Genomic DNA, 26,997 nt, shown 5'->3' with positions numbered 1-26,997 from the left:
TTGATCGCATGACACCAACCGGCGGGCTGTCCCGCGCACAAGGCACCGCGCTCTGCGTCGGCGCGGTCCTGGGCACCGGCGTCATCTCGATGCCCGCACTCGCCGCGTCCGTCGCCGGGCCCGCGTCGCTGCTGGCCTGGCTCGCCCTCATCCTGCTCTCCGCGCCCCTGGCCTGGACCTTCGCCGCGCTCGGCGGGCGCTACCCGGACGGCGGCGGGGTGTCCACCTACGTGCGGCTGGCCTTCGGCGCGCGGGCCGCCGCGGCCGTCGGCTGGTGCTTCTACTTCGCCGTGCCGCTGGGCGCGCCGGCCGCCGCCGCGTTCGCGGGCGGCTACGTCGCCGACGTCATCGGCGGCGGCCGGGCCACCGTGATCGGCACGTTCGTCTTCGTCATGGCCGTCGTCTTCACCATGAACTGGTTCGGCCTGCGCGTCTCCGGCCGGGTCCAGCTCCACCTCACCGCGGCGCTGGCCGGCCTGCTGGTGGTCGCGGTGGTGGCCGCGCTGCCGCACGCCAGCCTGGCCAACCTGACCCCGTTCGCGCCGCACGGCTGGGCCGGCATCGGCGCCGCGGCCGCGATCCTGGTCTGGGGCTTCGCCGGCTGGGAGGCGGTGTCGTCGCTTTCCGGCGAGTACCGCGACCCGCGCCGCGACGTGCCCCGGGCCACCGCGGCGGCCGTGCTGATCGTCGGCGTGCTCTACCTCGCCGTCGCCGCGACCAGCGTGCTGGTGCTCGGCCCGGCGGCCGGCGCCAGCCCGGCGCCCCTGGCCGATCTGCTGGCCGTCGGGGTCGGCGGCCCGGTCCGCCCGCTCACCGCGGTCGTCGCCGTGCTCCTCACCATCGGCGCCGTGAACGCCTACCTGGCCGGGGCGTCGCGGCTCGGCGTGGCCCTGACCCGCGACGGCGCGCTGCCGGCCCGGATGGTCGGCACCCCGCGCCGGTCCCTCGCCTTCGTCACCCTCGCCGGGTGCGGTTCGGTGCTGCTACCGCTCGACCTGCGCACCGCGATGCTGCTGGTCACCGGCTGCTTCACCCTGGTGTACGTGCTCGGGACCGCGGCCGCGCTGAGGCTGCTGCCGCCCGGGTGGTCGCGGCGCGGCGCCGGCGTCGCGTTCGCCGCGGTGCTCGCCCTGCTGGTGCTCAACGGGCCACCCGCGCTGCTCAGCCTGGCGGTGGCGGCGGGCGCGGTGCTCTACGTGTCACGCAGGACGGCACCGAAGATCGCCAGTCCCTCGTCGAGCAGCGCCGGGTCGATCGCGCCGAACCCGAACACGAATCCGGTCAGGTCGCTGTTGTAGGCGCCGAGATCCTCGAGCGCCACGCCCCGGCGGGCCGCGGCGGCCACGACCTCGGCGGACCGGGCTCCCAGCGCCGTCACGTGCAGGCCGGCGGAGGACGGTACGACCTCGAGCCGATCGTGGGCGCCGAGCGCGGCGACGATGCGGGCGTGGCGCTCGGCGTACGCCTTGCCGGCCCGGCGCAGGTGGCGTGCCAGTTGACCCTCGTCGATGAAGCGCGCCAGCGCCGCCTGGATCGCCACCTGGCCGTACCCGTCGCCGAGCTGCCGGGCCGCGACCAGCGCCTCCCGCAGCGCGGCCGGGGCCAGCACGAAGCCGGTCCGCACGGACGGGAGCATGGTCTTGGAGAAGGTGCCGACGTACAGCACCCGACCGGCGGTGTCGAGGCTGTAGAGCGGCTCGAGCGGGCGCGCCGAGAAGCGGAACTCGCTGTCGTAGTCGTCCTCGACGACCGCCGCCTGCCGCCGCCGCGCCCAGTCCAGCAGGGCGTGCCGCCGGGCCAGGCTCATCGAGGCGCCGAGCGGAAACTGGTGCGACGGCGTCGCGTAGACCACCCGCGCGGCGCCGGGCAGGGCGTCGACCACCAGGCCGTTGCCGTCGACGGGTACGCCGACCACGCGCGCGCCCAGCGACTCGAACAGCCGCCGGGCCGGCGGGTATCCCGGCTCCTCGACGGCGACGACGTCGCCGGGGCGCAGCAGCACCCGGCCGATCAGGTCGAGCGCGTGCTGGCTGCCGTTGGTGACGAGCACGTCCGACTCCGCGGCCCGCACCGACCGGGAGTACCCGACGTAGCGGGCGATCGCCGCGCGCAGCGCCGGATGGCCGGACGGCTCGGCGTACCCGCCGGGGTCGTTGGCCCGCAGCCGCAGCTCCGCGGCGACGAGCCGCCGCCACGAGTCGAACGGGAACAGCCGCGCGTCCGGTATGCCGGTCCGGAAGTCGTATCGCGGTCGCGGCACGTCGGAGCTGGTCGGCAGCGGGGTGAAGGTCCAGCCGGCGCGCGGGCGCAGCGGATCGGCCGGTGCACGCCGCGGCGCCGGCTCGTCGCGAACGGGTGCGACGTACGTACCCGCACCGACCCGCGACACCAGGTACCCCTCGGCGACGAGCCGCTCGTACGCGGTAGCGACGCTGTTGCGCGCCAACCCGAGGTCGGCGGCCAGCGCGCGGGTGGCGGGCAGCCGATGCCCGACGGGCAGCCGCCCGTCGACGATGGCCGCGCGCAGGGCGCAGTACACCCGCACCGTCTTCTCTCCGGTGCCGTCGAGGCTGATGACCAGGTCCACGCCCCTATTCTCGGGTGTCGGACACCCAGTTCGGGTCGCCGTGGTCGGAGCGGGGGCCGGTCACCAGCCCGGCCAGGTCGTCGAGCAGCTTGCGCCGCCCGGCGTCAAGGGCCACGCCGAGGCTCGCCACGTTCTCGTCGACCCTCGCGGCGCGCCGCGTTCCGGGTATCGGCACGACCGGCAGGCCCAGCTCCTCGCCGCGGATCCGCAGCCAGGCGAGCGCTACCTGGGCCGGGGTGGCGCCGATCTCGGCGGCGACGCCCCGCACGGCCTCCACCACCACCTGGTTGCGGTCGAACGCCGCGCCGGTGAAGCGGGACAGCCCGGAACGCCAGTCCCCCGCGATCGTGGCCCGGTCCAGGGTCCCGGTGAGAAAGCCCCGGCCCAGCGGCGAGTAGGGCACGAAACCCACGCCCAGCTCGGCGGCGGCGGGCACCACGGCGCGCTCGACGTCGCGGCTCCAGAGCGACCACTCGCTCTGCACGGCGGCGATCGGATGGACCGCGTACGCCCGGCGCAGCTCCGCCGCGGTCACCTCGGAGAGCCCCAGGTGCCGGACCTTGCCCTGCCGGACCAGCTCCGCCATCGCGCCGACGGTCTCCTCGATCGGCACCGCGACCTCGCGCCGGTGCAGGTAGTAGAGGTCGATGACGTCGGTGCCGAGCCGCCCGAGGCTGGCGTCGCAGGCCTGCCGCACGTAGGCGGCGTCACCGCGCGTGGTCATGGTGGTCAGGTCGCCGTCGACCGCGGTGATGCCGAACTTCGTGGCGATGGTGACCTCGTCGCGGCGGTCGGCGAGCAGCCGGGCGATCAACCGCTCGTTGCCGCCGGCGCCGTACAGGTCGGCGGTGTCGATGAAGGTCACCCCGGCATCGACGGCGTGGTGCAGGGTGGCGAGCGACTCGGCGTCCCGCGCCGGGCCGTACACCTCGGCAAGACCCATCGCCCCATAGCCGAGCGCGCTCACGGTCAGGTCGTCGCCCAGTTCGATGGTGTGCACGGTGGCTCCTTCAGCAACGGCGGCGCTGCAGCGCCGCGGTGGCCTCGTCGACGGGCTCGCCGCCGCAGTCGAGGCCGCGGTCGATCAGGTCCTGGTAGTGCGCGATCTTCTCCTCGACCGTCAGCAGGTCCTCGGCGAGCCGGGCCTGCTGCCGCCGGATCGCGGCACGCTGCCGCTCGAGCAGCGACATCCGGCGCCCGTGCGAGGCGGCGCCCTCGGCAGACATCCGGACGAACGCCCGCACCTCGGCGACGGGCATGCCGCCGCGCCGCAGCGCCTGGACGAGCCGCAGGAAACCGAGCGCGGCGTCGTCGTAGCGCCGCCGGCCGTCGGGGCCGCGTTCGACGCGCGGCAGCAGGCCTTCCCTCTCGTACCAGCGCAGGGTGTCGACGCTCAGGCCGGTCCGCTCGGCGACGGCGCGGATGCCGGCGCTGCCGTGCTCGGTGGTGCTCGTCATGACAGCGACGCTAACCGCTGGAGTGGACTCCAGCGCAAGCGCTCAGGAACCGCCCGGGAAAGCGGTTGCCGCCCGCCTGACCGCTCTGTTGTCCTGATAGGCATGTCGATGTCCAACGATCCCGGGCTCTTCGGCCGGCGGCGGGCGGCGAGGCGCGCCGCCGGCGCGGCGCCGGCCGTCGACTTCCTGGCCGGCCTGGCCGGCGGCGGCCCGGTGCTGGAGCTGGCGATCGGCACGGGCCGGGTGGCGCTGCCGCTGGCCGCGCGCGGCCTCGCCGTCGAGGGCGTCGAGGGCTCACCCGAGATGGTCGAGAAGCTGCGCGCCAGGCCCGGCGGCGCGGACATCCCGGTGGTCGTCGGCGACATGGCCGACGTGGCCGTACGCGGCCCGTTCAAGCTGGCCTACCTGATCTTCAACACGCTGTTCAACCTGGTCGACGCCGACCGGCAGGCGGACTGCTTCCGCAACGTCGCGCGGGTGCTCGCCCCCGGCGGCGCGTTCGTCGTCGAGGCGTTCGTGCCGAACCTCGCCGACTTCGAGCGCGAGGAGCGCCAGGCCCAGGTGCTCTCGGTGACCGAGGATTCCGCGGCGCTGCGGCTGCACCGCTACGACCGGGCCGCGCAGACGTTCGTCCGGCAGACCCAGACGTTCTCGGCGGGCGGCGTGCGGCCGCGGCCGTTCGGCATGCGCTACCTCTGGCCGGAGCAGATCGACCGGCTCGCGGAGCAGGCCGGCCTGCGGCTCGAGGCCCGGTACGCGGACTGGCACCGCGGGGCCTTCGAGGCCACCAGCACCGACCACGTCTCGGTCTACCGGAGCCGGTCCGGCGACGGGGACGACCCGGCGCGCCCGTAGCGCGCCGGGTCGTCCCGGTGTCTCGCGAGGATCAGGGGCCGACGTAGAGGAGCCGGTTCGGCGAACCGGTGCCGGGGCTGGTGACCACACCGGACGTGGCCTTGGTGACCAGGGCGTCGCGCACCTGCGCCGGGGTGGAGGACGGGCTGGTCGAGAGCACCAGCGCCGCCGCGCCCGCCACGTGCGGGGACGCCATCGACGTACCGCTGATCGTGTTGGTGGCCGACGCCGACGAGTACCAGGCCGAGGTGATGGACGAGCCCGGCGCGAAGATGTCGAGGCAGGTGCCGTAGTTCGAGTACGACGCCTTGGCGTCGGTGCTGGTGGTGGCGCCGACGGTGATGGCGGAGGCGACCCGCGCCGGCGAGGAGTTGCAGGCGTTCGCGGTCGAGTTCCCCGCCGCGAGGGCGTACGTGACACCCGAGCTGATCGAGTTCGCGACCGCATTGTCGAGTGTGGAGCTGGCGCCGCCGCCGAGGCTCATGTTCGCCACCGCCGGCCGGACGGCGTTCTGGGTGACCCAGTTGACGCCGGCGATGACACCCGCGGTGGTGCCGCTGCCGGAGCAGTTGAGGACCCGGACACCGACGAGCCGGACCTGCTTCGCGACGCCGTACACGGTGCCGCCGACCGTGCCGGCGACGTGGGTGCCGTGTCCGTTGCAGTCCACGCCGCCCGAGCCGACCGCGTCGTACCCGAAGCGCGCCCGGCCACCGAAGTCGTTGTGGGTGTACCTGATGCCGGTGTCGATGATGTACGCCGTCACATTGCCTGCCGTGGCCGTGTAGGTGTACGTGGTGCTCAGCGGGCGGGCCCGCTGATCGATGCGGTCGATGCCCCACGTCGCGCCCGTCTGCGTGGTGAGCAGCGAGACGCGCTGGTTCTGCTCCACATAGGCCACGTGCTTGTCCGCGGCGAGCCGCTTGGCGGCGGCCTCGCTCATGTTCGCCTCGAAGCCGTTGAGTGCGGCGCCGAACACCCGCCGGACCTGCGCGCCGTAGCCGCGGGCCAGTTCGGCCGACCTGTCGCCGACGGCCGCGACGCGGCTCGTCCTCGTGCTCACGGCACCGTCCTTCAGCACCACGATGTAGCTGCCCGCGACCGCGTCGGCGGTGCCGGCGAGCCTGATCTGCCCGGTGGCCGGAGCCGCCGCCGCCGGTACGACCGTCGCGGCGGTCGTCGTCGCCACGACAAGCAGGGTGACGGCCAGGAACCGGCCGCTTCGGGGGGGTCGAATCGCCATGCTCTTCCTCTCTCGCGCCTGCCGGACACCGGTGTGTCCCGGGGGCTCGTGGCCCGCAGGGAAAGGGACGACCATCGGTCCGCTGAGTAAAGAGATTAGTGCCAATATGTTGACGATCCTCTATATCGAAATGGCCATATCGACGACTGTTAACAAGCCTGGCCTCCGCGGGTAGGGGTTCGGAGGCGGCGCCGCCCGGCGTGCCGCCGCGCCCGGCGCGCACCGGCAGGTGGCACCGCCGGCCCGCCGCGACCAGCGTGGCGGCAGGCGTTCGTCGCGGCGCCGGGGCGGGCCGGCCGGGTGCGCGGGTCACGAAAAACGCCGACGGCCCCGGCCCGGGCAGATGACCGGGAGCATCGACGCCGTTACGCCGCGCAGTGCACAAACGGCCGTATCGTCCGGGCGCTCCGCGGACCGGGCGCCCGGCGCGCCAGCGGGCTCGCGGAACCGCGGAGCGGGAGGTGGAGCCGCCGATGACCTCGCGGTCCCGCATTCCGGAACGGAGGCATCGACGCGGGTAGGATTGTTGCGCAGGTCACTCCGCAGGCGTTCGGAATTTGACCGGCGAGGTGCTCTGGCCCTCGCGGCTTCCTAGCAATACTCTTCGGTAACTCAGCTGCAACATGAATACACCCCCATAGACGCAAAGAGGCGGCGCCCGATGGCTCTCGAGGTTCCCTACCGGTCGATTCCGGACATGTTCCTGCAACGTGTGCAGGCGACCCCGAATCACCAGGCGTTCGCCGTACCGACCGCGGACGACACCGCGATCACCTGGCTCACGTGGTCCGAGGTCGGCGAGCGCGCCTGCGCGATCGCCGCGGGTCTCGCCGGGCTCGGTGTTGGTCTCGAGGACCGGGTCGCCATCATCAGTGGCACCCGGCTCGAGTGGGTCCTCGCGGACCTCGGCATCAACTGCGCAGGCGCGGCGACGACGACGGTATACCCGACAACCGAACCCGAGGACGCGGCCTACATCGTGGCCGACTCGGGGTCGAAGATCCTGGTGGCGGAGAACCCCGCACAGGCGATGAAGCTCTCCGGAGCCGACAACGCGGTCACGCACACCATCCTGATCGACGGCCCGGCCGACGCCGGCGCTTCGCCGCCGCAGCTCACCCTCGCCGACCTGGAGGAGCGCGGCCGGGCCGCGCTCGCGCAGGACCCGGAGCTGGTGAACCGCATCGTCGAGAGCGTCGGGCCCGACCACCTGGCGACGCTGATCTACACCTCCGGCACGACCGGCCGGCCCAAGGGCGTTCAGCTGCTGCACCGCGGCTGGACCTGGGAGGGCGTCGCGCAGCTCGGCACCGGGCTGTTCGCGTCGACCGACCTGCAGTACCTGTGGCTGCCGCTGTCACACTCGTTCGGCAAGACGCTGGTCTGCGGCATCATCCACGTAGGCGTGCCGACCTACGTCGACGGCCGGGTCGAAAAGCTCGTCGAGATGCTGTCGGTGGTCAAGCCGACGCTGATGTGCGCGGCGCCCCGCATCTTCGAGAAGGTCTACAACAAGACCGTCACGACCGCGCTCGCCGCCGGCGGCGCCAAGGCGAAGATCTTCACCTGGGCCGTCGGCGTCGGCAAGGAGAAGGTCGCGCTCGAGCAGGCCGGCAAGCCGGTCGGCGCCGTCCTGAAGGCCAAGTACGCCGTCGCCGAGAAGCTCGTCTTCAGCAAGCTGCAGGAGCGCCTCGGCGGCCGACTGCGCGTGCTGGTCTCCGGCTCCGCGCCGCTGAGCCCCGACATCGCCGAGTTCTTCGCGGCGGCGAACCTGCCGATCCGGGAGGGCTACGGCCTCACCGAGTCGAGCGCGGCCAACTTCGTCAACAAGATGGGCGGGCTCAAGCTCGGCACGGTCGGCCAGGCCCTCGCCGACCTCGAGTGCCGAATCGACAGCGACGGCGAGATCCTGCTGCGCGGCGCCCCGGTCATGCGCGGCTACCACAACCTGCCCAAGGAGACCGAGGAGGCGTTCACCGAGGAGGGCTTCCTGCGCACCGGCGACATCGGCGAGCTCGACGCCGACGGCTTCCTGCGGATCACAGACCGGAAGAAGGACCTGGTCAAGACGTCGGGCGGCAAGTACATCGCCCCCTCGGCGATCGAGGGCCAGTTCAAGGCGATCTGCCCGTACACCTCGCAGGCGGTCGTCGTCGGCCAGGCCCGCAACTTCGTGACCATGCTGATCTCGCTCGACGAGGACGCGATCAAGGGCTGGGCGGCCGGCGGGCCGCTGGACGGCCGCAGCTACTCGGAGATCGTGACGGCGCAGGAGACGCAGACGCTGGTCGCGGGCTACATCGAGGAGCTCAACGGCAAGCTGAACCGGTGGGAGACGGTCAAGAAGTTCGCCATCCTGCCGCGCGACCTGACCATCGAGGACGGCGAGATCACCCCCTCGATGAAGATCAAGCGCCGCAGCGTGGAGGCCAACTTCTCCGGCCAGATCGAGCAGATGTACGCGGGCAGCCTCGTGCAGATGTAGGCCCTGGAGTCCTGCGGGACGAGCGTCGCGATCTCCGATCGCGGCGCTCGTCTCTCGTTCCGGCCGGTTCGCGTCGCGCGACACGCCTCCGGCCGCGACGGCGGGGCCGGTCAGGCGATGACGGCGGGGGTGCGCCAGGCCGGCCGGGTCGCCCGGTCCAGGTCGTGGCGCACGGACGCGATCCGGCGGATGGCCTCGGTGAGGTCGTCGGCGGCGAGCGTGAACGGCAGGCGCATGAAGCGTTCGAGGGTGCCGTCGAGGCCGAAGCGCGGTCCGGGCGCGAGCCGCACGCCGACGTCCTCGGCCGCGCGGGCCAGGGCGCTGGAGATCGGGCCGTCCAGCTCCGCCCAGAGCGTCACGCCGCCGGCCGGCACGGTGAACCGCCACTCGGGCAGATGCTCCGCGAGCGCGGCGACGAGCGCGTCCCGGCGGAACGACAGCTGCGCGCGGCGGGCCGCGACGATCGTCTCCGCGTCGCGGAGCAGGTGCACGGCCACGAGCTGCTCGAGGACCGGGCTCGCCATGTCGACGCCGACCCGCAGGGCGGCCAGGCGCTGCACCAGCGGCGCCGAGGCGCGGACCCAGCCGATCCGCAGGCCGCCCCAGTACGCCTTGCTCATGCCGCCGATGGACACGACCCGCGAGTGCCGGTCGAAGAGCGCGACCGGCGGCGGCATCGGCGTGCCGTCCAGCGGCAGGTCCACGAAGGACTCGTCGACGACCAGCTCGGTGCCGGCCGAGTGCGCCGTGGCGGCGAGCCGCTCGCGCAGCTCGGCGGGCATCAGGTGCCCGGTCGGGTTCTGGAACTCGGGGATCACGTAGGCCAGCCGCGGGCGGGTCTGGCGCAGGGCGCCAAGCAGCATCTCGCCGTCCCAGCCGTCGGCGGCGTCGAGGCCGTGCGTGCTGATCCGGGCCCGCCGTGCGGAGAGTGCGGCCAGCGCGTTGGGATAGGTCGGGGACTCCACCAGCACCGAGGCGCCGGCCGGGACGCTCAACCGCAGCACCAGGTCGAGGGCCTGCTGCGTACCGCTGGTGATGAGGATCTGCTCCGGGCTGGTCGGCACGCCGCGGGCGGTGTAACCCGCCGCGACCGTCTCGCGCAGCTCCATGAGGCCGATCGGGTGATAGCCCGCGCTGCCGAGAAAGCGCGGCAGATCGTCGGCGGCGGCACGGGCCGCGGGCACGAGCTCGACCGGCGCGGCCGAGGCCGCCACCCCCATGTCGATCATGTCCATGTCGTCGTCCGGGGTCCACAGGCCAGAGGAGGCGACCCGGTGCCCGTTCGGCAGGGTGGTCCAGCTGCCGGCGCCGCGCCGGCTGGTGAGATGGCCGGTCTCCCGCAGCGACCGGTACGCGGCGGTGACGGTCGTCCGGCTGACCCCGAGCGACTCGGCGAGCTCGCGTTCGGCGGGCAGGCGCACGCCGAGCGGCAGCCGGCCGTCGGAGAGCAGGCCCCGGATCGCGCCGGCGAGGGCGGCGTAGTCGGGGCTGCGATGCCGCCCCGGGAGCGAATGCCACTGGCCCAGGAGGCGGGCCAATTGGCCCCCTCGAACGGACGTCGTCATGGCCACCTCCCCCTAATTGGCACTTTCAGCGCCACCCAATTGGCCTTCAGAGTGGCACCCATGAGCCGCATGAGCAACCTCGTCCCGGCCGGCGCCCGCCTGCCCCGCCGCGTGAGCCAGCTCCTCGCCGGCCTGATCCTGTACGGGATGAGCATGGCTTTCATGGTGGAGAGCAACCTCGGCCTGACGTCCTGGGACGTTTTCCACCAGGGTGTGTCGAAGGCCACTGGGCTGAGCTTCGGCTGGGTGGTGATCCTGGCGGGCGTCCCGATTCTGATGCTGTGGATCCCGCTGCGGCAGAAGCCCGGATTCGGCACGATCGCGAACCTGGTGGTGATCGGTCTCGTGGTCGACGCCGCCCTGATCCTGCTGGCCCCGGGCGAATCGATGGCGATGCGCGTCACGTACCTGGTGGTGGGCATCGCACTGAACGGCGTGGCGACGGGCATGTACATCGGCGCCCGCTTCGGGCCGGGACCGCGCGACGGCCTGATGACCGGGCTGGTGAACCGCTTTCCGCGGCTGTCCATCCGCCTGGTCCGCACCAGCATCGAGGTCCTGGTCCTCGCGGTCGGCTTCCTCCTCGGCGGCACGGTCGGCCTCGGCACCGTCGCGTACGCGCTGGCGATCGGGCCCCTGGTGCAGTTGTTCATGCCGGTCTTCGCGATCGCGGCCGCGGAGCCGGTGCAGGGAGCACCGGCGGCGAACGCGGCGGGGCTGGTTCCGGTCCCGTCGGCCTGATCCGCTCCCGCCCGTGGGCGGCGGGGCTGGTTCCGGTCCCGTCGGCCTGATCCGCTCCCGCCCGTGCGCGGCGTGGACCTCCACGCCGGGCGAACCGGGCCCGGGCCGCCACGCCCAACGCCGCGCTCAACCGATCCATCCAACCCGATCCACCCGGCCGGTCCGCCCGGACGACCCACTCGGCCGATCCGTCCAGAGGGGAGTTCCCTGCGGCATTCTCCGCGCGGCCCGCCGGGTGCGGGCGAATTGTCCGGGATGGGGACACAGCTTGGTGATCATCCGGACACATTTGCTTTCCGGTTCGGCGGCCGCACGGCATCATGTCGACATGGGGGCTGGCGATTGGCATTGGAACGATGCTTGGATCTTCGTGTCGACAGTCATCGCCGAGCGCCTCGAGCGTGACCGGGCGCTCCACGCGGCGCTGCCGGTCACCGGTGCGAGCCTGGCGGACGTGCTCGCGGCCGCCGACTTCCTGCACCACAGCGTGCCCACCCGGGCCGAGCTGGAGGACTCCGTCCGCCGGCTCTCCGGCGCGGGACTACTCACCGTCGACGACGACATCGTCGAGGTGGCCCCCGCCGGCGAGCAGCTCTGGCGCACCCGGCCGTTCAGCGGCCTGTCCTCGGCCGTGGTGACCCTGCAGGCCCAGCTGAACCGCGCGGCGACCCCGGGCGAGTCGGACTGGCGGCTCGACGAGCGGACCTACAACGCGGCGGTCCGCGAGTATTCGCTGCGCCTCGCCGACGGGCGCTGACCCGGCGGATCGGCTCCGCACGCGGGATCACCGAAGCCCGCCGCGCCGGGCACGGCCGCACCGGGCGCGTGCCGTCAGCGAACCGGGTTGCCCGCCCCGCGCAGGCTCTCCTTGACCTCGCCGATGGTCAGCTCTCCGAAGTGGAAAACGCTAGCGGCCAGCACGGCGTCTGCGCCGGCCGCGACCGCCGGCGGGAAGTGCTCCACCGCGCCGGCACCACCGCTCGCGATCACCGGGATGTCGACCACCGCGCGCACGGCGGCGATCAGCTCCAGGTCGAAGCCGGCCTTGGTGCCGTCGGCGTCCATCGAGTTGAGCAGGATCTCGCCGGCACCGAGCTCGGCCACCCGCCGCGCCCACTCGACGGCGTCCAGGCCGGCGCTGCGGCGGCCGCCGTGGGTGGTGACCTCCCAGCCGCTCGGGTGCTCCGGCGACGGCCCGGACGCGACCCGCCGGACATCGAGCGAGAGCACCAGCACCTGGTTGCCGAACCGGTCGGCGATCTCCGCGATCAGCTCGGGCCGGTGGATGGCCGCGGTGTTGACCCCGACCTTGTCGGCGCCCGCGCGCAGCAGCGTGTCGACGTTCTCCACCGAGCGCACCCCGCCGCCGACGGTCAGCGGGATGAACACCGTCTCGGCGGTGCGCCGGACCACGTCGAGCATGGTGCCGCGGTCATCCGAGGAGGCGGTGACGTCGAGGAAGGTCAGCTCGTCGGCGCCGGCGGCGTCGTAGGCGGCGGCCAGCTCGACCGGATCTCCCGCGTCGCGCAGATCGACGAAATTGACACCCTTGACCACCCGCCCCGCGTCAACGTCGAGACAGGGAATCACCCGCACCGCCACCGTCATGTCCCAACCCTAGCGAGCCGCACGCCGGCGGGTGCGCGCGTATCCACAGGCCGGAACCCGACCCCGCCGGCCGCTCCCCGGCCACGCCTCCCACGACCACCGACGCGCGCTGGCCGCCGCCCTGACCGGTCGCCTCCAACCGCGGGTCCCGCGCGCCCCAGCCAGGTCAAGCCACGCCCCCGCACCCGCTCAGCCACGACCGACCCGCCGAGCACGACCACCGACGTGCCTGCGCCGCTGCCGCCATGACCGGTCGCCCCCAACCGCGGGTCCCGCGCGCCCCCAGCCTGGTCTGGCCACGACCCCCTGCACCCGCTCAGCCACGACCGGACCCGCCGACCACGACCACCGATACGCCTGCGCCGCTGCCGCCCCGACCGGCCACCGCGGCGTGAGCCTCCCCTGGCGCGGGAGCCGGGTTCGCGTCGTCGGCGTGCGCCGTGGCCCGCCGGACCTCCGGCGTGCGGCCGGATCCGCCCGCTCCCAGCAGCACCCCGCCCACCACGAGCACTCCCCCGGCCAGGTCGGTGCCGTGCACCGCCTCGCCGAGGAAGGCCGCCGCCGACGCGATGCCGAACACCGGCACCAGCATCGAGAACGGGGGTGGCGCTGCGTTACCCGCCGGGCATCAGGCACGAGCAGATCGGCCTGGACGTGGCGGACCTGATCGTGCCGGCCGGCCACCGCTTCGCCGCCGCGAAGGAGGTGCGGCTGCCGCGGGCGCGCGACGAGCGCTGGATCGCGGCGAAGGCCGGTGACATCTGCCACGAGTGGCTGCTGCGGGTGTTGCCGGGGGTGCGGCCGGACTTTCACGTCGGCGAGTTCGAGACGCAGCTGACGCTGATCGCGGCGGGGCTCGGCATCGCGATGATCCCCCGGCTGGCGCGGCCACCGCTGCCGAAGGGCGTGTGCGTGGTGCCGGTGCGGCCGGCGCCGACCCGGCGGGTGGTGCTGGCGTGGCGCGAGGCCTCGACGGCCCGGCCGGCGGTGACCGCGGCGGTCGCGGCGTTGCGCGAGGCCTGGCAGCGCAACACCTAGCGAGTCGCCTCCCGGCACGGTCGTCCTCACCGAGGTGACGGATCCGGCGCAGCGCGCGGCGGTCCTGCGGGCGTTCCCGCGCGAGGTGCCCAACGGCGTGCCGTTCTTCGTCACGCTGGGCCTGGTGACCAGGGCCGACCCCGACGAGTTCGCCGCGGCGGCGGACCGCGTCGCGGTGTTCCGCATCGACTGAGGCCGCCCGGCGTCAGGCCGGGACGGTCCGGGGCCGCCCGCCGACGTACGCCTCGACCTCGACCTCCACCAGGTGCTCGGGATCGAGCAGCCCGGCCACCACGACCAGCGTCGTCACGGGCCGCACGTCGCCGAAGACCGAGCCGTGCGCACCCGCCACCGCGTCCGCGTGCGCCGCGTCAGTGATGTACATCCGGGTCCGGATGACGTCCGCGAGGCCCGCACCCGCGCCCGCGAGGGCGTCGAGCGCGATCCCGAACGCCGTCAGCGCCTGCGCGCGCGGGTCGCCGATCCCGGTCACGGCGCCGTCCATGGTCGCCGTGCAACCGGCCGTGAGCAACAGATCCCCGGCCCGGACGACGCGGGAGTAGCCGTACCGGTCCTCCCAGGGACCGCCGGAGGAGAAGCGCTCGACTCCGCTCATGCCTTCGCCAGCGCCGCGAGGGCCTCGGCCACCGTGAACGCGCCCGCGTAGAGCGCCTTGCCCGCGATCACGCCCTCCACGCCGAGGTGTTCCAGCGTCGCGAGGGCGCGCAGGTCGTCCAGCTTGGACACCCCGCCGCTGGCGATCACCGGCTTGTCCGTGCGGGCGCAGACCTCGCGCAGCAGGTCCAGGTTCGGGCCGCGCATCGTGCCGTCCTTGGTGATGTCCGTGACCACGTAGCGCGCGGCGCCGGCCTTGTCGAGGCGCTCCAGCACCTCGAACAGGTCGCCACCGTCGCGGGTCCAGCCGCGGGCCGCCAGGGTACGGCCGCGGACGTCGAGGCCGATCGCCACCCGGTCGCCGTACTCGCCGCAGATCCGGTCGCACCACTGCGGGTCCTCGAGGGCCGCCGTGCCGATGTTGATCCGGGCGGCGCCCGTGGCGAGCGCCGCGCGCAGCGACTCGTCGTCGCGGATCCCGCCGGAGAGTTCGACCTTCACGTCGAGGCGGCTCACCACCTCGGCGAGCAGCGCGGCGTTCGAACCCCGGCCGAACGCGGCGTCGAGGTCGACGAGGTGCACCCACTCCGCGCCGTCGTTCTGCCAGGCGAGGGCGGCCTCGAGCGGGTCGCCGTAGCCGGTCTCCGAGCCCGCGGCGCCCTGTACGAGGCGGACCGCCTGGCCGTCGGCGACATCAACCGCGGGCAGCAGCGTCAGGGTCACGAGAAACTCCGATCAGAAATCCAACGAGCGGAACAAACGGGCGGAATGAGCGAGGTGGTCAGGAGCGGCGGCCGAGGATGACGACGACCAGCGCGGGCAGGACGAGAACGATCATGGCGATCAGCACGAGGCGAAGCGCGAGCTCGGGCACGAGGAACCACACCGCCGCCGCCGCGAGCAGCGGCACGACGACGATGCCGGTGCGCTGGGCGCGGCTGCGCCGGTAGAGCCGGCCCGAACTCGGGCGCCGCCGGAGCTTCAACGAGCGGACCAGGGCGCGGCGCCGCTGCCGCCGGGCCGAGCGCCGGGCCCGCGCGGCCTTCTCCTTTTCGAGAACGACGAGCCGCTCGGCCCGCCGTTTCGCGCGTTCCTTGCTCACCGGGCGGCGTGCGAGGGCAGGCCCGCCACCCAGTTGTTCAGCAACGCGTAACCGGCGTCGGAGGACTTCTCCGGGTGGAACTGGGCCGCGGACAGCGGACCGTGTTCCACCACGGCGGCGAACGGCAGGTCGTGCGCGGCCGTCGTGACCCGGGCGCCGACGGCGTGCAGCGCGCCGATGTCGGAGGCCGCGTACGAGTGGACGAAGTAGAACCGCGCGTCCGCCGCCAGGCCGTCGAGCAGCACCGACCCGGCGGGCGCGGACACCGTGTTCCATCCCATGTGCGGGATGCGCCGCGCGGTCAGCCGCGTCACGGCCCCGGGCAGCAGGCCGAGCCCCCGGGTCTCGACGCCGTGCTCGACGCCGGACTCGAAGAGGATCTGCATGCCGACGCAGATGCCGAGCACCGGCCGGCCCGCCGCGACCCGCCCGGCGATGACGGGGCCGGCGCCAAGCTTGTCGATGCCGGCCATGCACGCCGCATAGGCACCCACGCCGGGCACGACCAGGCCGTCCGCGGCCGCCGCGGCCGCCAGGTCGTCGGTCACCGTCACGGCGGCCCCGGTGCGCGCGACCGCGCGCTCGGCCGACCGCAGGTTTCCGGAGCCGTAGTCCAGGATCACCACCTCGGGCATCAGCCGTCCCCCGGCATCATCCAGGCGATGCCGCCGGCAAGCGCCAGCAGGGCGAGCGCGGCGACCAGGCCGATGCTGAACTTCGAGGCGCCCTGCCGGGTCAGCGAGATCACGCCGCCGACCAGGATGCCGCACAGTCCGAGCAGCAGGATCGGCACGAGGCTCACAGCACGCCCTTCGTCGACGGGAGCGCGCCCGCGTTGCGCGGGTCGATCTCGACGGCCGCGCGCAGCGCCCGGGAGAACGCCTTGAACTGCGTCTCCACGACGTGGTGCGCGTCCGGCCGGCCGCCGTCGCGGGCCGCGCGCAGCACGCTGACGTGCAGCGTCACCTTGGCCGCGTGGCCGAACGACTCGAAGATGTGCCGGGTCATGCTGGTCGGGTACACGGGGCCGATGTACGGCGCCAGCTCGGGCTCGTCGTGCACCACGTAGGGCCGGCCGGACAGGTCGACGGCGGCCCGCACGAGCACCTCGTCCATGGGGATCGTCGCGGAGCCGTAACGCCGGATGCCGGCCTTGTCGCCGAGGGCCCGCGCGAACGCCTCGCCCAGCGCGATGGCCGTGTCCTCCATGGTGTGGTGCGCGTCGATCTCGAGGTCGCCCTCGGTGCGCACGGTCAGGTCGAAGCCGCCGTGCTTGGCGAGCTGGTTGAGCATGTGGTCGTAGAACCCCACGCCCGTCGACAGTTCGGCCTTGCCGGTGCCGTCGAGGTCGATCTCGACGAGCACCTTTGTCTCATTGGTGACGCGCTCGATGCGCGCGGTGCGAGTCACTGCAGGGCTCCCAGGAAGGCGTCGGTTTCGGATTCTGTTCCAGCGGTCACCCGCAGCCAGCCGGGCAGGCCGACGTCGCGGACGAGCACACCGCGGTCGAGCAGGCGCTGCCACGCGACGTGCTGGTCGCCGCCGACCTCGAAGAGCACGAAGTTGGCGTCGCTGTCGGCCACCCGCACGCCGCGGGAGCGCAGGGTGGTGACGATGCGGTCGCGCTGTTCCTTGATCGCGTCGACGGTCGAGAGCAGCGCCTCACGCTGGGCGAGCGCGGCCCGGGCCGCGGCCTGCGTCAGCGCCGACAGGTGGTAGGGCAGGCGGACGAGCTGCACGGCGTCGACCACGGCGGGGTCGGCGGCGAGATAGCCGAGCCGGCCGCCGGCGAAGCCGAACGCCTTGCTCATGGTGCGGGTGACGACGAGCCTCGGGTGCTGCGGCAGAGCCGCGAGCGCGCTCGGCGTGCCGGCCCGGGCGAACTCGGCGTAGGCCTCGTCGACCACGACCATGCCCGGCGCCGCCCGCAGCACCGCGTCGACCACCGCCGGGTCGAGCGCGGTGCCGGTCGGGTTGTTGGGCGAGCAGAGGAACACTAGGTCCGGCGCGTGCCGGGAGATCTGCTCCACCGCCGAGAAGGGCGTGAGGCCGAAGTCGGCGTCGCGCAGCGCACCGATCCAGCGCGTGCCGGTGCCGGCGGCGAGCAGCGGATGCATCGAATAGGACGGGCCGAAGCCCAGCGCGGAGCGCCCCGGGCCCCCGAACGCCTGCAGCAGCTGCTGCTGCACCTCGTTGGAGCCGTTGGCCGCCCACACGTTCGCCGCGGTCAGGCCGTGGCCCAGGTAGTCGGCGAGGTCGGTGCGCAGCGCCACCGCGTCCCGGTCGGGGTAGCGGTTGAGGTCGCGCAGCTCGGCCTGCACGGCCTTGCCGATCGCGTCGACCACGGCGTCGGGCACCGGGTACGAGTTCTCGTTGGTGTTCAGCCGCACGGCCACGTCGAGCTGGGGCGCGCCGTACGGCGACCGGCCGCGCAGGTCGGCGCGGACGGGCAGGTCGTCGATCGTGGTCACGAACCGAACCTCGCCGTCACGGCCTGGCCGTGCGCCGGCAGGTCCTCGGCGTTGGCCAGCGCCACCACGTGCGGCGCGACGTCGCGCAGCGCCGCCTCGTCGTACTCGATGACGTGGATGCCGCGCAGGAACGACTGCACCGACAGGCCGGACGAGTGCCGAGCGCAGCCGCCGGTCGGCAGCACGTGGTTGGAGCCGGCGGCGTAGTCGCCGAGCGAGACCGGCGAGTAGGCGCCGACGAAGATCGCGCCGGCGTTGCGCACCCGCATGGCCACGGCACGGGCGTCGCGGGTCTGGATCTCGAGGTGCTCGGCCGCGTATGCGTCGACGACCCGCAGGCCCTGCTCGAGGTCGTCGACCAGAACGACGCCGGACTGTGCGCCGCCGAGGGCCTCGCGCACCCGCGTCTCGTGCTTGGTGGCCGGCACCTGGACGGCCAACTCGGCGTCGACCGCGTCCGCCAGCGCCACCGAGTCGGTGACCAGCACGCTCGCCGCCAGCGGGTCGTGCTCGGCCTGGCTGATCAGGTCGGCCGCGACGTGCGCCGGGGAGGCGGAGTCGTCGGCGAGGACGGCGATCTCGGTGGGGCCGGCCTCGGCGTCGATGCCGACCGTGCCCTGCAGCAGGCGCTTGGCGGCCGTCACCCAGATGTTGCCGGGGCCGGTGATGACGTCGACCGGTTCGCAGCGGTCGGCCTCGTCCGCGCCGTCGGAGCCGTAGCCGAGCATGGCGATGGCCTGTGCGCCGCCGACCGCGTAGACCTCGTCGACGCCGAGCAGCGCGCAGGCGGCGAGCACCCGGGCGTCGGGCAGGCCGCCGTTCTCCTGCTGCGGCGGGCTGGCCACCACCAGCGACTCGACGCCGGCCACCTGGGCCGGCACCACGTTCATCACCACGGTGGACGGATAGACGGCGAGGCCGCCGGGGACGTAGAGGCCGACGCGGGCGACCGGCACGTGCCGCTCGGTGACGCTGCCGCCGGGCACCACCTGGGTGGTGACGTCGGTGCGCCGCTGGTCGCCGTGCACCTTGCGGGCCCGCTCGATGACGACGAGCAGGGCGGCCCGCACGTCCGGGTCGAGCTCGGCGGCGGCCGCGGCGATGGCCTCCGCCGGCACCCGCAGGCGCTCGACCGCGACACCGTCGAATCTCCGGGTCGCCTCCTGGATCGCCGAGAATCCATGCTCCCGGACCGCCGCCACGACGGGACGGATCTTCTCGACGGCCACGGAGACGTCGAGCTGGGCACGGGGCAGCAGGCCGCGGGGGTCCCGGCGGGAGCCGCGCAGGTCAATCCGGTTCAGCACGGGCCAAGTCTAGGCGGCACCGCCGACAGCCCCCCGATGCCGTTCCAGGCAATGGGAACGGAGGTTTCGCCGCTTTTGCGCGTACCGGATCCGAAGATCGCCGGGGCGGGAGGCGCGCGGACAGCGATCAGGCCGATACGCTCGCACCGTGGGCGCGATTATCCCGGTCTTCCCGCTGGGCACGGTGCTCTTCCCCGGCCTGGTGCTGCCCCTGCACATCTTCGAGGAGCGATATCGCACGCTGGTGCGCGACCTGGTCGCCAGCACCGACGACGAACCGCACGAGTTCGGCGTCGTGACGCTGCGGTACGGCTGGGAGGTCGCGGCGCCGGACGGCGACGCCGAACGGCCGGCGGACGAGACGCCGGTCACGGTCGACCAGCTCTACGACGTCGGCTGCACGGCCGAGCTGCGGCAGGTCACCGAGCTGCCCGACGGCCGCTTCGACATCGTCACGGTCGGCCGGCGGCGCTTCCGGGTGGTCGCGATCGCGGCGGAGACCCAGCCCTACGTGACCGCCGAGGTCGAGTGGCTGCCCGACGAGGAGGGCACCGGCCCGGCCGCGACGCTGCTCGCGCCGCGGGTGCTGGCCGCGTTCCGCACCTACCTGGATCTGCTGCGCCCCGACTCCGAGGTGCTCGACCAGGTTCCGGACGACCCGACCGTGCTGTCCCACCTGATCGCGGCGACCGCGCAGCTCACCACCGACGAACGGCACGAGCTGCTGGCGGCGCCCGACACCGCCGCCCGGCTGCGGGCCGAGCTGCGGCTACTCAACCGCGAGGCGGGTCTGCTGGCCAAGGTGCGGGCGGTGCCGGTACCGCTGTCGGATCTGGCTCGGCCGGTGAGTCCGAACTAGCGTCCGTCAGGTCGTGGCCGTAGCCCGGCTTCGCGCCGGGCAGGTCCAGGTCCGGATCGTTGGACCAGCCGGCCAGCAGGGTGGTGACGATCACCGCGGCGAACGCGACCACCAGCAGCGCGCCGTGCGCGTGCAGATCCGGAGGCCGGGCGTAGGTGTCGCCGGCGGCCGAGGTGTCCTGCCATTCGTTCCAGGCGCTCAGCCCGACCAGGCGGCCGACCTGCCAGGCGACGAGGGCGCAGGCGAGGCCGCCGAAGGTCACCCCGAGCACCAGGGCGGGACCGCGGTCACGGCGCAGCAGCAGCCAGATCAGCACGGCGGCGATCAGGCCGAAGCCGAAGCCGAGCAGGGTGAACCACGCGTCCGCCGCGATGTACTCCTCCGGCGAGGGGTCGTTGACCACGATGCCGTTCTGCCCCGCGTTGATCACCGGCACCGACGGCGCGATCCACGACCACAGCAGGCCCAGCGGCGCGCCGGCCACCGCCAGCCCCGCCGTCACCAGGGCCACCACGGACACCGTGCGTCGCAACGTCCGGCGCCGCCGGCTCGGCTGCTCCCAGTCCATCGCCTCCGGGGGCGGACCGAACGGGTAGGTCGGCTGCGCGTCGTACTGCGGCACCTGCCCGTAGTGCTGTGGGGCCGGCTCCTGACTGGGGTTCACGCCCCGATCCTGCCAGGTCCGCCCGCGTCGCCCGTACGGAGCATCAGAGCACCGCCGAAGGGCCGAGAATCGTCTTCAGGTCGGCGCGCAGCGCGGGCGTCGGCGCGACCCGCACGGCACCCAGCCGGAAGATCGTGGTGCGGCTGCCGTTCTGCAGGTGTACGTGCACCTCGGCGTCGCCGGGGTGGCTGACCAGGATCTCCTTGAGCTCGTCGACCAGCGGCGGCGTGCACCGGGTGATCGGCATGGTCAGGGTGATCGGCTTGCTGTCCGGGTTGTGGGTCACGTCGGGCATCGACATGTCCATCGCCATGATCCGCGGGGTGTCGTCGCGGCGGTCCACCCGGCCCTTGACGACGACGATGGCGTCCTCGGCGATGTACTGCCCGATCACCTCGTAGGTGTTCGGGAAGAAGAGCGCCTCGACGCCGCCGGCCAGGTCCTCGAGGGTGGCCGAGGCCCAGGCCCGGCCCTGCTTGGTGATGCGCCGCTGCACGCCGGTGAGGATGCCGGCGAGCGTGACGACCTGCCCGTCCGGCACCGAGCCGTCCTCGTTCAGCGCCGCGATCGTCGTGTCGGCCGCGTTGTGCAGCAGCTGCTCGAGGCCCGCGAGCGGGTGGTCGGAGACGTAGAGGCCGAGCATCTCCCGCTCGAACGCGAGCTTGTCGCGCTTGTCCCACTCGCTGTCGCCGATGGTCGGCATCGCGACCGTCGCCGCGCTGCCCGCGCCGGAGTCGTCGCCGAACGACGCGAACAGGTCGAACTGGCCGGCCGCCTCGTTCTTCTTCACGTCCGCGTACGCGTCGATCGCCTCGGCGTGCACGGCGAGCAGGCCCTTGCGGGTGTGCCCCATCGAGTCGAAGGCACCGGCCTTGATCAGGGATTCCACGGTCTTCTTGTTGCAGGCGACGGCATCGACCTTGGACAGGAAGTCGTAGAAGTCCTGATAGTCGCCCTTCTCCTTGCGGCACCGGGCGATCGCCTCGACGACGTTGTGCCCGACGTTGCGGACCGCGGCCAGGCCGAAGCGGATGTCCTTGCCGACCGGCGTGAACGGGCCGGCGGACTGGTTGACGTCCGGCGGCAGAACCTGGATGCCCATGCGCCGGCACTCGGCCAGGTACATCGCCATCTTGTCCTTGTCGTCGCCGACGCTGGTCAGCAGGCCCGCCATGTACTCGGCCGGGTAGTTCGCCTTGAGGTAGCCGGTCCAGTACGACACCAGGCCGTAGCCCGCCGTGTGCGCCTTGTTGAAGGCGTAGTCGGCGAACGGCACCAGGATGTCCCAGATGGCCTTGATCGCCTCGGGCGAGTAGCCGTTGGCCTTCATGCCGTCGCTGAACGGCACGAACTCCTTGTCCAGGACCTCTTTCTTCTTCTTACCCATGGCCCGGCGCAGCAGGTCGGCCTGGCCCAGCGAGTAGCCGGCCAGCTTCTGCGCGGCGCGCTGCACCTGCTCCTGGTAGACGATCAGGCCGTAGGTCGGGCCGAGGATCTCCTCCAGGGGCTTCTCCAGCTCCGGGTGGATGGGGATGATCTCCTGCTGCTTGTTCTTGCGCAGCGCGTAGTTGGTGTGCGAGTTCGCGCCCATCGGGCCGGGCCGGTACAGCGCCAGCACCGCGGAGATGTCCTCGAAGTTGTCGGGCTTCATCAGCCGCAGCAGCGAGCGCATCGGCCCGCCGTCGAGCTGGAACACGCCCAGGGTGTCGCCACGGGCGAGCAGGTCGTAGGTCGGCTTGTCGTCCAGCGCCAGCGCCAGCAGGTCGAGCTTGCGGCCGTGGTTGAGCTCGATGTTCTTGACCGCGTCGTCGATGATCGTCAGGTTCCGCAGGCCGAGGAAGTCCATCTTGAGCAGGCCGAGCGTCTCGCAGGTCGGGTAGTCGAACTGCGTGATGATCGCCCCGTCGGCGTCGCGGCGCATCAGCGGGATGTGGTCGATGATCGGCTCGGCGGACATGATGACGCCGGCCGCGTGCACGCCGGTCTGCCGGATCAGGCCCTCGATGCCCCGGGCCGTGTCGATGACCTTCTTGACGTCGGGATCGGTGTCGTACAGCGTGCGCATCTCGCCGGCCTCGCCGTAGCGCTTGTGGTCGGGGTCGAAGATGCCGGCGAGCGGGATGTCCTTGCCCATCACGGCCGGCGGCATGGCCTTGGTGATCCGGTCGCCCACCGCGTACGGGTAACCGAGCACCCGCGCCGAGTCTTTGATCGCAGCCTTCGCCTTGATCGTGCCGAAAGTCGCGATCTGCGCAACTTTGTCCTCGCCCCACCGCTCGGTGACGTAGCGGATGACCTCGCCGCGCCGGCGCTCGTCGAAGTCGATGTCGACGTCGGGCATCGAGACGCGCTCGGGGTTGAGGAACCGCTCGAAGATCAGCCCGTGCGGCAGCGGGTCCAGGTCGGTGATGCCCATCGCGTACGCGACCAGCGAGCCCGCCGCCGAGCCTCGGCCCGGCCCCACCGCGATGCCCTGCCGCTTGGACCACTGGATGAAGTCCGCGACCACGAGGAAGTAGGACGGGAAGCCCATCTGGTTGATGATCCCGAGCTCGTACTCCGCCTGCTTGACGTGCGTGTCCGGTACGCCGTCCGGGAAGCGCCGCTTGAGGCCCTCGAACGCCTCCTTGCGGAACCAGGACTCCTCGGTCTCACCCTCGGGGACCGGGAACCGGGGCATCAGGTTCTTGAACGTGAACATGCCCTCGGTGTCGACCTTCTCCGCCACCAGCAGGGTGTTGCGGCAGCCCTCCTGCCAGGCGTCGGAGGAGTCGACGGCGCGCATCTGGTCGGCCGACTTGACGAAGTAGCCGCTGCCGCCGAACTTGAACCGGTTGGGGTCGGCGATGTTGCTGCCGGTCTGCACGCAGAGCAGCACGTCGTGCGCCTCGGCCTGCGCCTCGTGCGTGTAGTGCGAGTCGTTGGTGACCAGCGGCGGGATGTTGAGCTTCCGGCCGATCTCCAGCAGGCCGTCGCGGACCTTGCGCTCGATGTCGAGCCCGTGGTCCATGATCTCCAGGAAGTAGTGCTCCTTGCCGAGGATGTCCTGGTAGGCCGCGGCGGACTTGAGCGCCTCGTCGAACTGGCCGAGCCGCAGCCGGGTCTGCACGGCGCCGGAGGGGCAGCCGGTGGTGCCCATGATGCCCTCGCCGTGCTCGGCGATGATGTCCATGTCCATCCGGGGCCACTTGCCGAGCTGGCCCTCGATGGAGGCACGCGAGTTGAGCCGGAACAGGTTCTTGAGGCCGACCGCGTTGCGGGCCCACATGGTCATGTGGGTGTAGCCGCCGGAGCCGGAGACGTCGTCGCTCTTCTGCTCGGGGCGGCCCCACTTGATCCGCTGCTTGGTCAGCCGCGACTCGGGGGCGACGTAGGCCTCGACGCCGATGACGGGGGTGATGCCGGCGGCGGTCGCCTGCCGGTAGAAGTCGTAGGCGCCGTGCATGTTGCCGTGGTCGGTGATCGCCACCGCCGGCATGCCGAGGCGCTTGGCCTCGGCGAACAGATCCTTCAGCCGGGCGGCGCCGTCGAGCATCGAATACTCGGTGTGCACGTGTAGATGCACGAACGAGTCAGACACCCAGGGCCCCCTTTTCCCGCTGGCGAATCCAGCCTTCGAGAGCCTAGTCCCGACCCGGGGTCGGCGGCACCGGGGACACCCCGGCCTATTCGGCGAACGGCTCGATCATCGCGGCGGCGGCGCGCATCCAGGCCTGACGGGTCTCCGGCTGCAACACGCTGTACTCGATCGACGACCCGACCTCGAGTGCCGGGTCGTAGGGCACTACCGCGACCGCCCGGGTACGGGTGGCGAAGTGCTTGGCCAGATCGTCGAGCAGCGGCAGCTTGCCCGGCGACGGGCATGAGATCAACGTCACCGCGTTGGAGACGAGGTCCTCCATGCCGGTCTCGTTGAGCACGTCAAGCATCCAGTCGGCGGTGAACGCCGCGTCCTCGCGCGGGACCGTCGTGACGACCAGCTGATCGGCGCTGCGCATGACCGTCTGCCAGTTGACGCTCTCGACGTTGTTGCCGGTGTCCACACAGATCACGTCGTGGGTGCGGCGCAGCAGGTCCATCACCCGGCGCACCGTGCTCTGGTCGAGCCGCTGGGCGAAGCGCGGGTTCTCCTCGCCGGCGAGCACGTCGTAGGAGCCGTCGGAGGCGTGCCGCAGGAAGTCGTCGAGGTGCGACATCAGCCCCTCGCCGTGCAGGTTCTCGATCTCGAGAAGCTCGCCGACCAGATGCCTTATCGTCCGGGCGTGGCGGGCGCTGCCGGCGCGCAGCCCCAGCGTGCCGCGCAGCTCGTTGTCATCCCAGGCCAGCACGCCGCGGCCGCGGACGCTGCCGATGGTCGCGGCGGCCAGCACGGTGGCGGTGGTCTTGTGCACGCCGCCCTTGGGGTTCGCGAACGCCATCACGCGCGGCTTGCCGAGCTTGCGGCGCAGCGTCGCGACCGCGCGGTCCTCCTGCTCCGGCCGGGCCTGACGCCACTCGATCCGGGCCGGGGCGGGCGAGGTCGGCGCCGGCGCGGTCGTGGCCGGCAGCCGGGGCGCGAGGGCCGGCGGCGGCAACACCGAGGCCGAGACGACCGAGGCGGCACCCCGGCTGATCGGCGGCGCGGGATCGGGCGAGACCCGGCCGATCGACGGCGGCACGGCGTTCCTCGCCGGGTTGAAGAAGCTGTGCGGCTCCTCGCCGGCCGCGGGCCGGGGCTGGAAGCCCTCGCCGATGCGGGACTGCCGGCGCGACTCGGCCAGCGGGTTGAGCGGGCGGGAATCGGGCTGGCGCGGCTCGGGCTGCCGCGGCTCGGGCGGCGGGCCGAGCGGTTCGGACTGGCCCAGCCGCTCACCCAGGCTGGCCCGGCCGGGGCGGCGGTCGAGCGGGTTGACCGGGCGGCGCTCCGGCACCGGCGGCTGGCGCTGCTCGTGGCCGCCGCGGGCCTGCTCGCTCTGCCGTGGATCGAGGGGGTTGAAGGGACGCCCGGAGGGACGCGGCGATGGTGGCCCCTGGCGGCGGGCCTCGGCCTCCGTGCCCTCAGCGTCGGAATGCTCCTCGGCCGCCCGGGAACCATGCCGGGCACGGTCGAGCAGCGCCCGCCAACGCGGGGCTGGTTCCGCAGGCCGGCCCCAGCCGGTCTCGGTCCCATCCACGGCTCGTCCTCCCAGCGATTGCTCGATGTGCGTGCCCGACTCTCCCACGGACCCCGTCGCCCTAGACAGGCTACGGAGGCCAACCCTATTCAGGCCACACCCAATGCCCGCAAGTGTGCGGCAGTCTTGATTGCCAGTCGGCGCCAAGCCCGTGCACGTACGCCCCAGCCCGTACCCGCGGCGGCACGTGCCGCCGGAGAATTCAACGCCTGGAGGCGCCCCGAGATGCTCCTGAAGCAGTGATCGGCACATCGGGGCCCGGGCCCCCGGGCCGTGCGGAGGGAACGGCAGCGCTCTCCTGAACTGCCGCGGCTGAAGGGCCGGACCCCGTTGCGGGGCCATCGGGTGAGGCAGATGTCACAGCCACCCCGGTGGATGAGGGTAGTGGCGCGGGGGTTGCCGGGGCAACAGTCCCGGACCGCGATGGCACGCTCTCCAGGGCCGGGTCGTCGTCGGGGACCAGGACCGTCTGCTCGGGCAGCACCGGGCGGAACTCGGTGCGGTCGAGGCTGCGTACCTCCGGCGCGGGATCCACCGCCCGCACCTCCGGGCGGCCCGCGAGCCCTTCGAGCATGGGCGGGGCGGCGCGCACCACGGCCGCGAAGACACAGGCGCAGTGCGCCCGGTACGCGGCCGCCTCCGACGCCGCGGTGCGCGCCGCGGTGTCGTACGCCCGGCGCAGCCGGATCTCGTTGGGGCCCTCGCCCTGCAACTCGGCGCCGAGCTTGCGGTAGTCGGCCTGCTCCTGGTCACGGGCCAAAGCGGCGTTGAGCATGCCGGCGACCACGTCCTGCGGCATCCGGTACACCGGGACCTTCACGACCTGGGTGCGCATCCCCTCGAGCGGGGCACGCGCATATACCTGGGCGACCGGTATGCCCTCGAGCACCGCCTGCAGCCGGTCCGGCGCGAGGTAGTCCCGCAGGCTCACCAGGGCCCAGGTCTCCCCCGCCGCCGGGGAACCGGACGAGGGCAGCAACGCGGCCAGCTCACCGCGGCTGGACCGCAGGTAGCCGGCGACCGACTGTCCCTCGACGACACCGACCCGGACGACGTCGCCGGTGGGGTCCGGCATCTCGGGCCCGCGGTCGGCCACCCACACCACGGTGACGAGCAGCGCGGCCGCCGCCCCCAGCGCCAGGCCGGTCATCACCCGCAGCCGCGCCGGTGACATGCCGATGCGCGGCAGGCCACGATTCAGCGGCGGCAGCATCCGGTCCCCGGGCCTCATGAGGTGATCCCCCTCG

27 protein-coding genes are annotated in these 26,997 nt (G+C 72.9%); 8 read left to right on the top strand and 19 right to left on the bottom strand.

The window, feature by feature from the left end; all coding sequences use genetic code 11:
* Nucleotides 1–8: 8 nt before the first annotated feature.
* Complete coding sequence (locus tag AB0B58_RS06070) at nt 9–1,298, top strand: amino acid permease (RefSeq protein ID WP_360218269.1); 1,290 nt, start codon at nt 9–11, stop codon at nt 1,296–1,298.
* On the opposite strand, the gene AB0B58_RS06065 is transcribed toward AB0B58_RS06070, so the two are convergent.
* The 3 genes from AB0B58_RS06065 to AB0B58_RS06055 are packed head-to-tail and all read right to left on the bottom strand — an operon-like array spanning nt 1,193 to nt 4,044.
* Complete coding sequence (locus AB0B58_RS06065) at nt 1,193–2,587, bottom strand: PLP-dependent aminotransferase family protein (protein WP_360218266.1); 1,395 nt, start codon at nt 2,585–2,587, stop codon at nt 1,193–1,195. The two genes, AB0B58_RS06070 and AB0B58_RS06065, sit on opposite strands and share 106 nt — an antisense overlap.
* A 4-nt stretch (nt 2,588–2,591) precedes the next feature.
* Nucleotides 2,592–3,587, bottom strand: coding sequence for an aldo/keto reductase (locus AB0B58_RS06060; RefSeq protein WP_360218263.1), 996 nt, complete (start codon nt 3,585–3,587; stop codon nt 2,592–2,594).
* Nucleotides 3,588–3,597: 10 nt separating this feature from the next.
* Nucleotides 3,598–4,044 (bottom strand): MerR family transcriptional regulator, encoded by a 447-nt coding sequence (locus AB0B58_RS06055; RefSeq protein WP_360218260.1) that lies wholly within the window; start codon nt 4,042–4,044, stop codon nt 3,598–3,600.
* Nucleotides 4,045–4,146: 102 nt separating this feature from the next.
* On the opposite strand from AB0B58_RS06055, the gene AB0B58_RS06050 reads away from it, so the two are divergent.
* Complete coding sequence (locus AB0B58_RS06050; protein ID WP_360218257.1) at nt 4,147–4,899, top strand: class I SAM-dependent methyltransferase; 753 nt, start codon at nt 4,147–4,149, stop codon at nt 4,897–4,899.
* Between the two features lie 31 nt (nt 4,900–4,930).
* Here AB0B58_RS06050 and AB0B58_RS06045 read toward each other — a convergent pair whose 3' ends face one another.
* On the bottom strand, nt 4,931–6,142 hold the full coding sequence (locus AB0B58_RS06045; RefSeq protein ID WP_360218254.1) for a S8 family peptidase: 1,212 nt from the start codon (nt 6,140–6,142) through the stop codon (nt 4,931–4,933).
* A gap of 661 nt (nt 6,143–6,803) precedes the next feature.
* On the opposite strand from AB0B58_RS06045, the gene AB0B58_RS06040 reads away from it, so the two are divergent.
* Nucleotides 6,804–8,627, top strand: a complete 1,824-nt coding sequence (locus tag AB0B58_RS06040) for a long-chain fatty acid--CoA ligase (protein ID WP_360218251.1) — start codon at nt 6,804–6,806, stop codon at nt 8,625–8,627.
* A 110-nt stretch (nt 8,628–8,737) separates the two neighbouring features.
* Here AB0B58_RS06040 and AB0B58_RS06035 read toward each other — a convergent pair whose 3' ends face one another.
* Entirely contained in the window at nt 8,738–10,192 is a 1,455-nt protein-coding gene (locus tag AB0B58_RS06035) for a PLP-dependent aminotransferase family protein (RefSeq protein ID WP_360218248.1), read from the bottom strand.
* 60 nt (nt 10,193–10,252) lie between these two features.
* Here AB0B58_RS06035 and AB0B58_RS06030 point away from each other — a divergent pair, with 60 nt between their 5' ends.
* Together AB0B58_RS06030 and AB0B58_RS06025 are read left to right on the top strand one after the other, a co-directional pair.
* Nucleotides 10,253–10,933 carry a hypothetical protein gene (locus tag AB0B58_RS06030; RefSeq protein WP_360218245.1) on the top strand — a complete coding sequence of 227 codons (681 nt, stop codon included), beginning with the start codon at nt 10,253–10,255 and terminating at the stop codon, nt 10,931–10,933.
* Nucleotides 10,934–11,261: 328 nt separating this feature from the next.
* Complete coding sequence (locus AB0B58_RS06025; protein WP_360218242.1) at nt 11,262–11,690, top strand: hypothetical protein; 429 nt, start codon at nt 11,262–11,264, stop codon at nt 11,688–11,690.
* 74 nt (nt 11,691–11,764) lie between these two features.
* On the opposite strand, the gene hisF is transcribed toward AB0B58_RS06025, so the two are convergent.
* Nucleotides 11,765–12,541, bottom strand: a complete 777-nt coding sequence (gene hisF, locus AB0B58_RS06020) for an imidazole glycerol phosphate synthase subunit HisF (RefSeq protein WP_360218239.1) — start codon at nt 12,539–12,541, stop codon at nt 11,765–11,767.
* 316 nt (nt 12,542–12,857) lie between these two features.
* The gene (locus AB0B58_RS06015) at nt 12,858–13,133 is read right to left on the bottom strand and encodes a hypothetical protein (protein ID WP_360218236.1); all 276 of its coding nucleotides are present in this window, start codon (nt 13,131–13,133) and stop codon (nt 12,858–12,860) included.
* 11 nt (nt 13,134–13,144) lie between these two features.
* Between AB0B58_RS06015 and AB0B58_RS06010 the strand changes: the two genes are divergently transcribed.
* A complete protein-coding gene (locus AB0B58_RS06010; RefSeq protein ID WP_360218233.1) occupies nt 13,145–13,579 on the top strand; it encodes a LysR substrate-binding domain-containing protein in 435 nt (144 codons plus the stop codon).
* A 34-nt stretch (nt 13,580–13,613) separates the two neighbouring features.
* Nucleotides 13,614–13,772, top strand: a complete 159-nt coding sequence (locus tag AB0B58_RS06005; protein WP_360218230.1) for a hypothetical protein — start codon at nt 13,614–13,616, stop codon at nt 13,770–13,772.
* 12 nt (nt 13,773–13,784) lie between these two features.
* Here the strand turns inward: AB0B58_RS06005 and AB0B58_RS06000 are convergent, their stop codons facing one another.
* Genes AB0B58_RS06000 through hisD form a run of 8 tightly spaced genes read right to left on the bottom strand, consistent with a single transcriptional unit; the run spans nt 13,785 to nt 19,074 of the window.
* The gene (locus tag AB0B58_RS06000; RefSeq protein ID WP_360218227.1) at nt 13,785–14,195 is read right to left on the bottom strand and encodes a Rid family hydrolase; all 411 of its coding nucleotides are present in this window, start codon (nt 14,193–14,195) and stop codon (nt 13,785–13,787) included.
* Nucleotides 14,192–14,917 (bottom strand): bifunctional 1-(5-phosphoribosyl)-5-((5-phosphoribosylamino)methylideneamino)imidazole-4-carboxamide isomerase/phosphoribosylanthranilate isomerase PriA, encoded by a 726-nt coding sequence (priA, locus tag AB0B58_RS05995; protein WP_360218224.1) that lies wholly within the window; start codon nt 14,915–14,917, stop codon nt 14,192–14,194. Before priA ends, AB0B58_RS06000 begins: the two co-directional genes overlap by 4 nt.
* A 58-nt stretch (nt 14,918–14,975) precedes the next feature.
* The gene (locus AB0B58_RS05990; protein ID WP_360218221.1) at nt 14,976–15,296 is read right to left on the bottom strand and encodes a hypothetical protein; all 321 of its coding nucleotides are present in this window, start codon (nt 15,294–15,296) and stop codon (nt 14,976–14,978) included.
* Nucleotides 15,293–15,931 carry an imidazole glycerol phosphate synthase subunit HisH gene (gene hisH, locus AB0B58_RS05985; protein WP_360218219.1) on the bottom strand — a complete coding sequence of 213 codons (639 nt, stop codon included), beginning with the start codon at nt 15,929–15,931 and terminating at the stop codon, nt 15,293–15,295. The genes AB0B58_RS05990 and hisH overlap by 4 nt, the downstream gene beginning before the upstream one ends.
* Nucleotides 15,931–16,098, bottom strand: coding sequence for a hypothetical protein (locus AB0B58_RS05980; RefSeq protein WP_360218216.1), 168 nt, complete (start codon nt 16,096–16,098; stop codon nt 15,931–15,933). Before AB0B58_RS05980 ends, hisH begins: the two co-directional genes overlap by 1 nt.
* Nucleotides 16,095–16,706 (bottom strand): imidazoleglycerol-phosphate dehydratase HisB, encoded by a 612-nt coding sequence (gene hisB, locus AB0B58_RS05975; protein WP_184996498.1) that lies wholly within the window; start codon nt 16,704–16,706, stop codon nt 16,095–16,097. Before hisB ends, AB0B58_RS05980 begins: the two co-directional genes overlap by 4 nt.
* A complete protein-coding gene (locus AB0B58_RS05970) occupies nt 16,703–17,767 on the bottom strand; it encodes a histidinol-phosphate transaminase (RefSeq protein WP_360218213.1) in 1,065 nt (354 codons plus the stop codon). The genes hisB and AB0B58_RS05970 overlap by 4 nt, the downstream gene beginning before the upstream one ends.
* Nucleotides 17,764–19,074 carry a histidinol dehydrogenase gene (gene hisD, locus AB0B58_RS05965; protein ID WP_360218210.1) on the bottom strand — a complete coding sequence of 437 codons (1,311 nt, stop codon included), beginning with the start codon at nt 19,072–19,074 and terminating at the stop codon, nt 17,764–17,766. The genes AB0B58_RS05970 and hisD overlap by 4 nt, the downstream gene beginning before the upstream one ends.
* Before the next feature lie 148 nt (nt 19,075–19,222).
* On the opposite strand from hisD, the gene AB0B58_RS05960 reads away from it, so the two are divergent.
* A complete protein-coding gene (locus AB0B58_RS05960; protein ID WP_360218207.1) occupies nt 19,223–19,933 on the top strand; it encodes an LON peptidase substrate-binding domain-containing protein in 711 nt (236 codons plus the stop codon).
* On the opposite strand, the gene AB0B58_RS05955 is transcribed toward AB0B58_RS05960, so the two are convergent.
* The 4 genes from AB0B58_RS05955 to AB0B58_RS05940 all read right to left on the bottom strand — a co-directional run bounded on the left by AB0B58_RS05955 (nt 19,848) and on the right by AB0B58_RS05940 (nt 26,981).
* Complete coding sequence (locus tag AB0B58_RS05955; protein WP_360218204.1) at nt 19,848–20,597, bottom strand: DUF2567 domain-containing protein; 750 nt, start codon at nt 20,595–20,597, stop codon at nt 19,848–19,850. The genes AB0B58_RS05960 and AB0B58_RS05955 overlap by 86 nt on opposite strands.
* Nucleotides 20,598–20,640: 43 nt before the next feature.
* Nucleotides 20,641–24,177 carry a DNA polymerase III subunit alpha gene (dnaE, locus tag AB0B58_RS05950; protein WP_360218201.1) on the bottom strand — a complete coding sequence of 1,179 codons (3,537 nt, stop codon included), beginning with the start codon at nt 24,175–24,177 and terminating at the stop codon, nt 20,641–20,643.
* Nucleotides 24,178–24,262: 85 nt separating this feature from the next.
* Nucleotides 24,263–25,750 (bottom strand): AAA family ATPase, encoded by a 1,488-nt coding sequence (locus tag AB0B58_RS05945; RefSeq protein WP_360218198.1) that lies wholly within the window; start codon nt 25,748–25,750, stop codon nt 24,263–24,265.
* Between the two features lie 202 nt (nt 25,751–25,952).
* Nucleotides 25,953–26,981: a hypothetical protein gene (locus AB0B58_RS05940; RefSeq protein ID WP_360218195.1), complete on the bottom strand. Its 1,029-nt coding sequence runs from the start codon at nt 26,979–26,981 to the stop codon at nt 25,953–25,955.
* Between the last annotated feature and the right edge of the window lie 16 nt (nt 26,982–26,997).

It is taken from the genome of Actinoplanes sp. NPDC049118 (assembly GCF_040648555.1).
Lineage (GTDB): Bacteria > Actinomycetota > Actinomycetes > Mycobacteriales > Micromonosporaceae > Actinoplanes.
Note: the sequence above shows the minus strand (reverse complement) of the source record. Positions and strands in the feature narration are given on the sequence as shown.

Coding starts and splice junctions, on each gene's coding strand:
- AB0B58_RS05940 (WP_360218195.1), bottom strand. CDS start 26,981: ATGAGGCCCGGGGACCGGATGCTGCCGCCGCTGAATCGTGGCCTGCCG.
- AB0B58_RS06000 (WP_360218227.1), bottom strand. CDS start 14,195: ATGAGCGGAGTCGAGCGCTTCTCCTCCGGCGGTCCCTGGGAGGACCGG.
- hisF (WP_360218239.1), bottom strand. CDS start 12,541: ATGACGGTGGCGGTGCGGGTGATTCCCTGTCTCGACGTTGACGCGGGG.
- AB0B58_RS06025 (WP_360218242.1), top strand. CDS start 11,262: ATGGGGGCTGGCGATTGGCATTGGAACGATGCTTGGATCTTCGTGTCG.
- AB0B58_RS06055 (WP_360218260.1), bottom strand. CDS start 4,044: ATGACGAGCACCACCGAGCACGGCAGCGCCGGCATCCGCGCCGTCGCC.
- AB0B58_RS06035 (WP_360218248.1), bottom strand. CDS start 10,192: ATGACGACGTCCGTTCGAGGGGGCCAATTGGCCCGCCTCCTGGGCCAG.
- AB0B58_RS06040 (WP_360218251.1), top strand. CDS start 6,804: ATGGCTCTCGAGGTTCCCTACCGGTCGATTCCGGACATGTTCCTGCAA.
- hisH (WP_360218219.1), bottom strand. CDS start 15,931: ATGCCCGAGGTGGTGATCCTGGACTACGGCTCCGGAAACCTGCGGTCG.
- AB0B58_RS06030 (WP_360218245.1), top strand. CDS start 10,253: ATGAGCCGCATGAGCAACCTCGTCCCGGCCGGCGCCCGCCTGCCCCGC.
- AB0B58_RS06045 (WP_360218254.1), bottom strand. CDS start 6,142: ATGGCGATTCGACCCCCCCGAAGCGGCCGGTTCCTGGCCGTCACCCTG.
- AB0B58_RS06015 (WP_360218236.1), bottom strand. CDS start 13,133: ATGCTGGTGCCGGTGTTCGGCATCGCGTCGGCGGCGGCCTTCCTCGGC.
- AB0B58_RS06070 (WP_360218269.1), top strand. CDS start 9: ATGACACCAACCGGCGGGCTGTCCCGCGCACAAGGCACCGCGCTCTGC.
- AB0B58_RS06050 (WP_360218257.1), top strand. CDS start 4,147: ATGTCGATGTCCAACGATCCCGGGCTCTTCGGCCGGCGGCGGGCGGCG.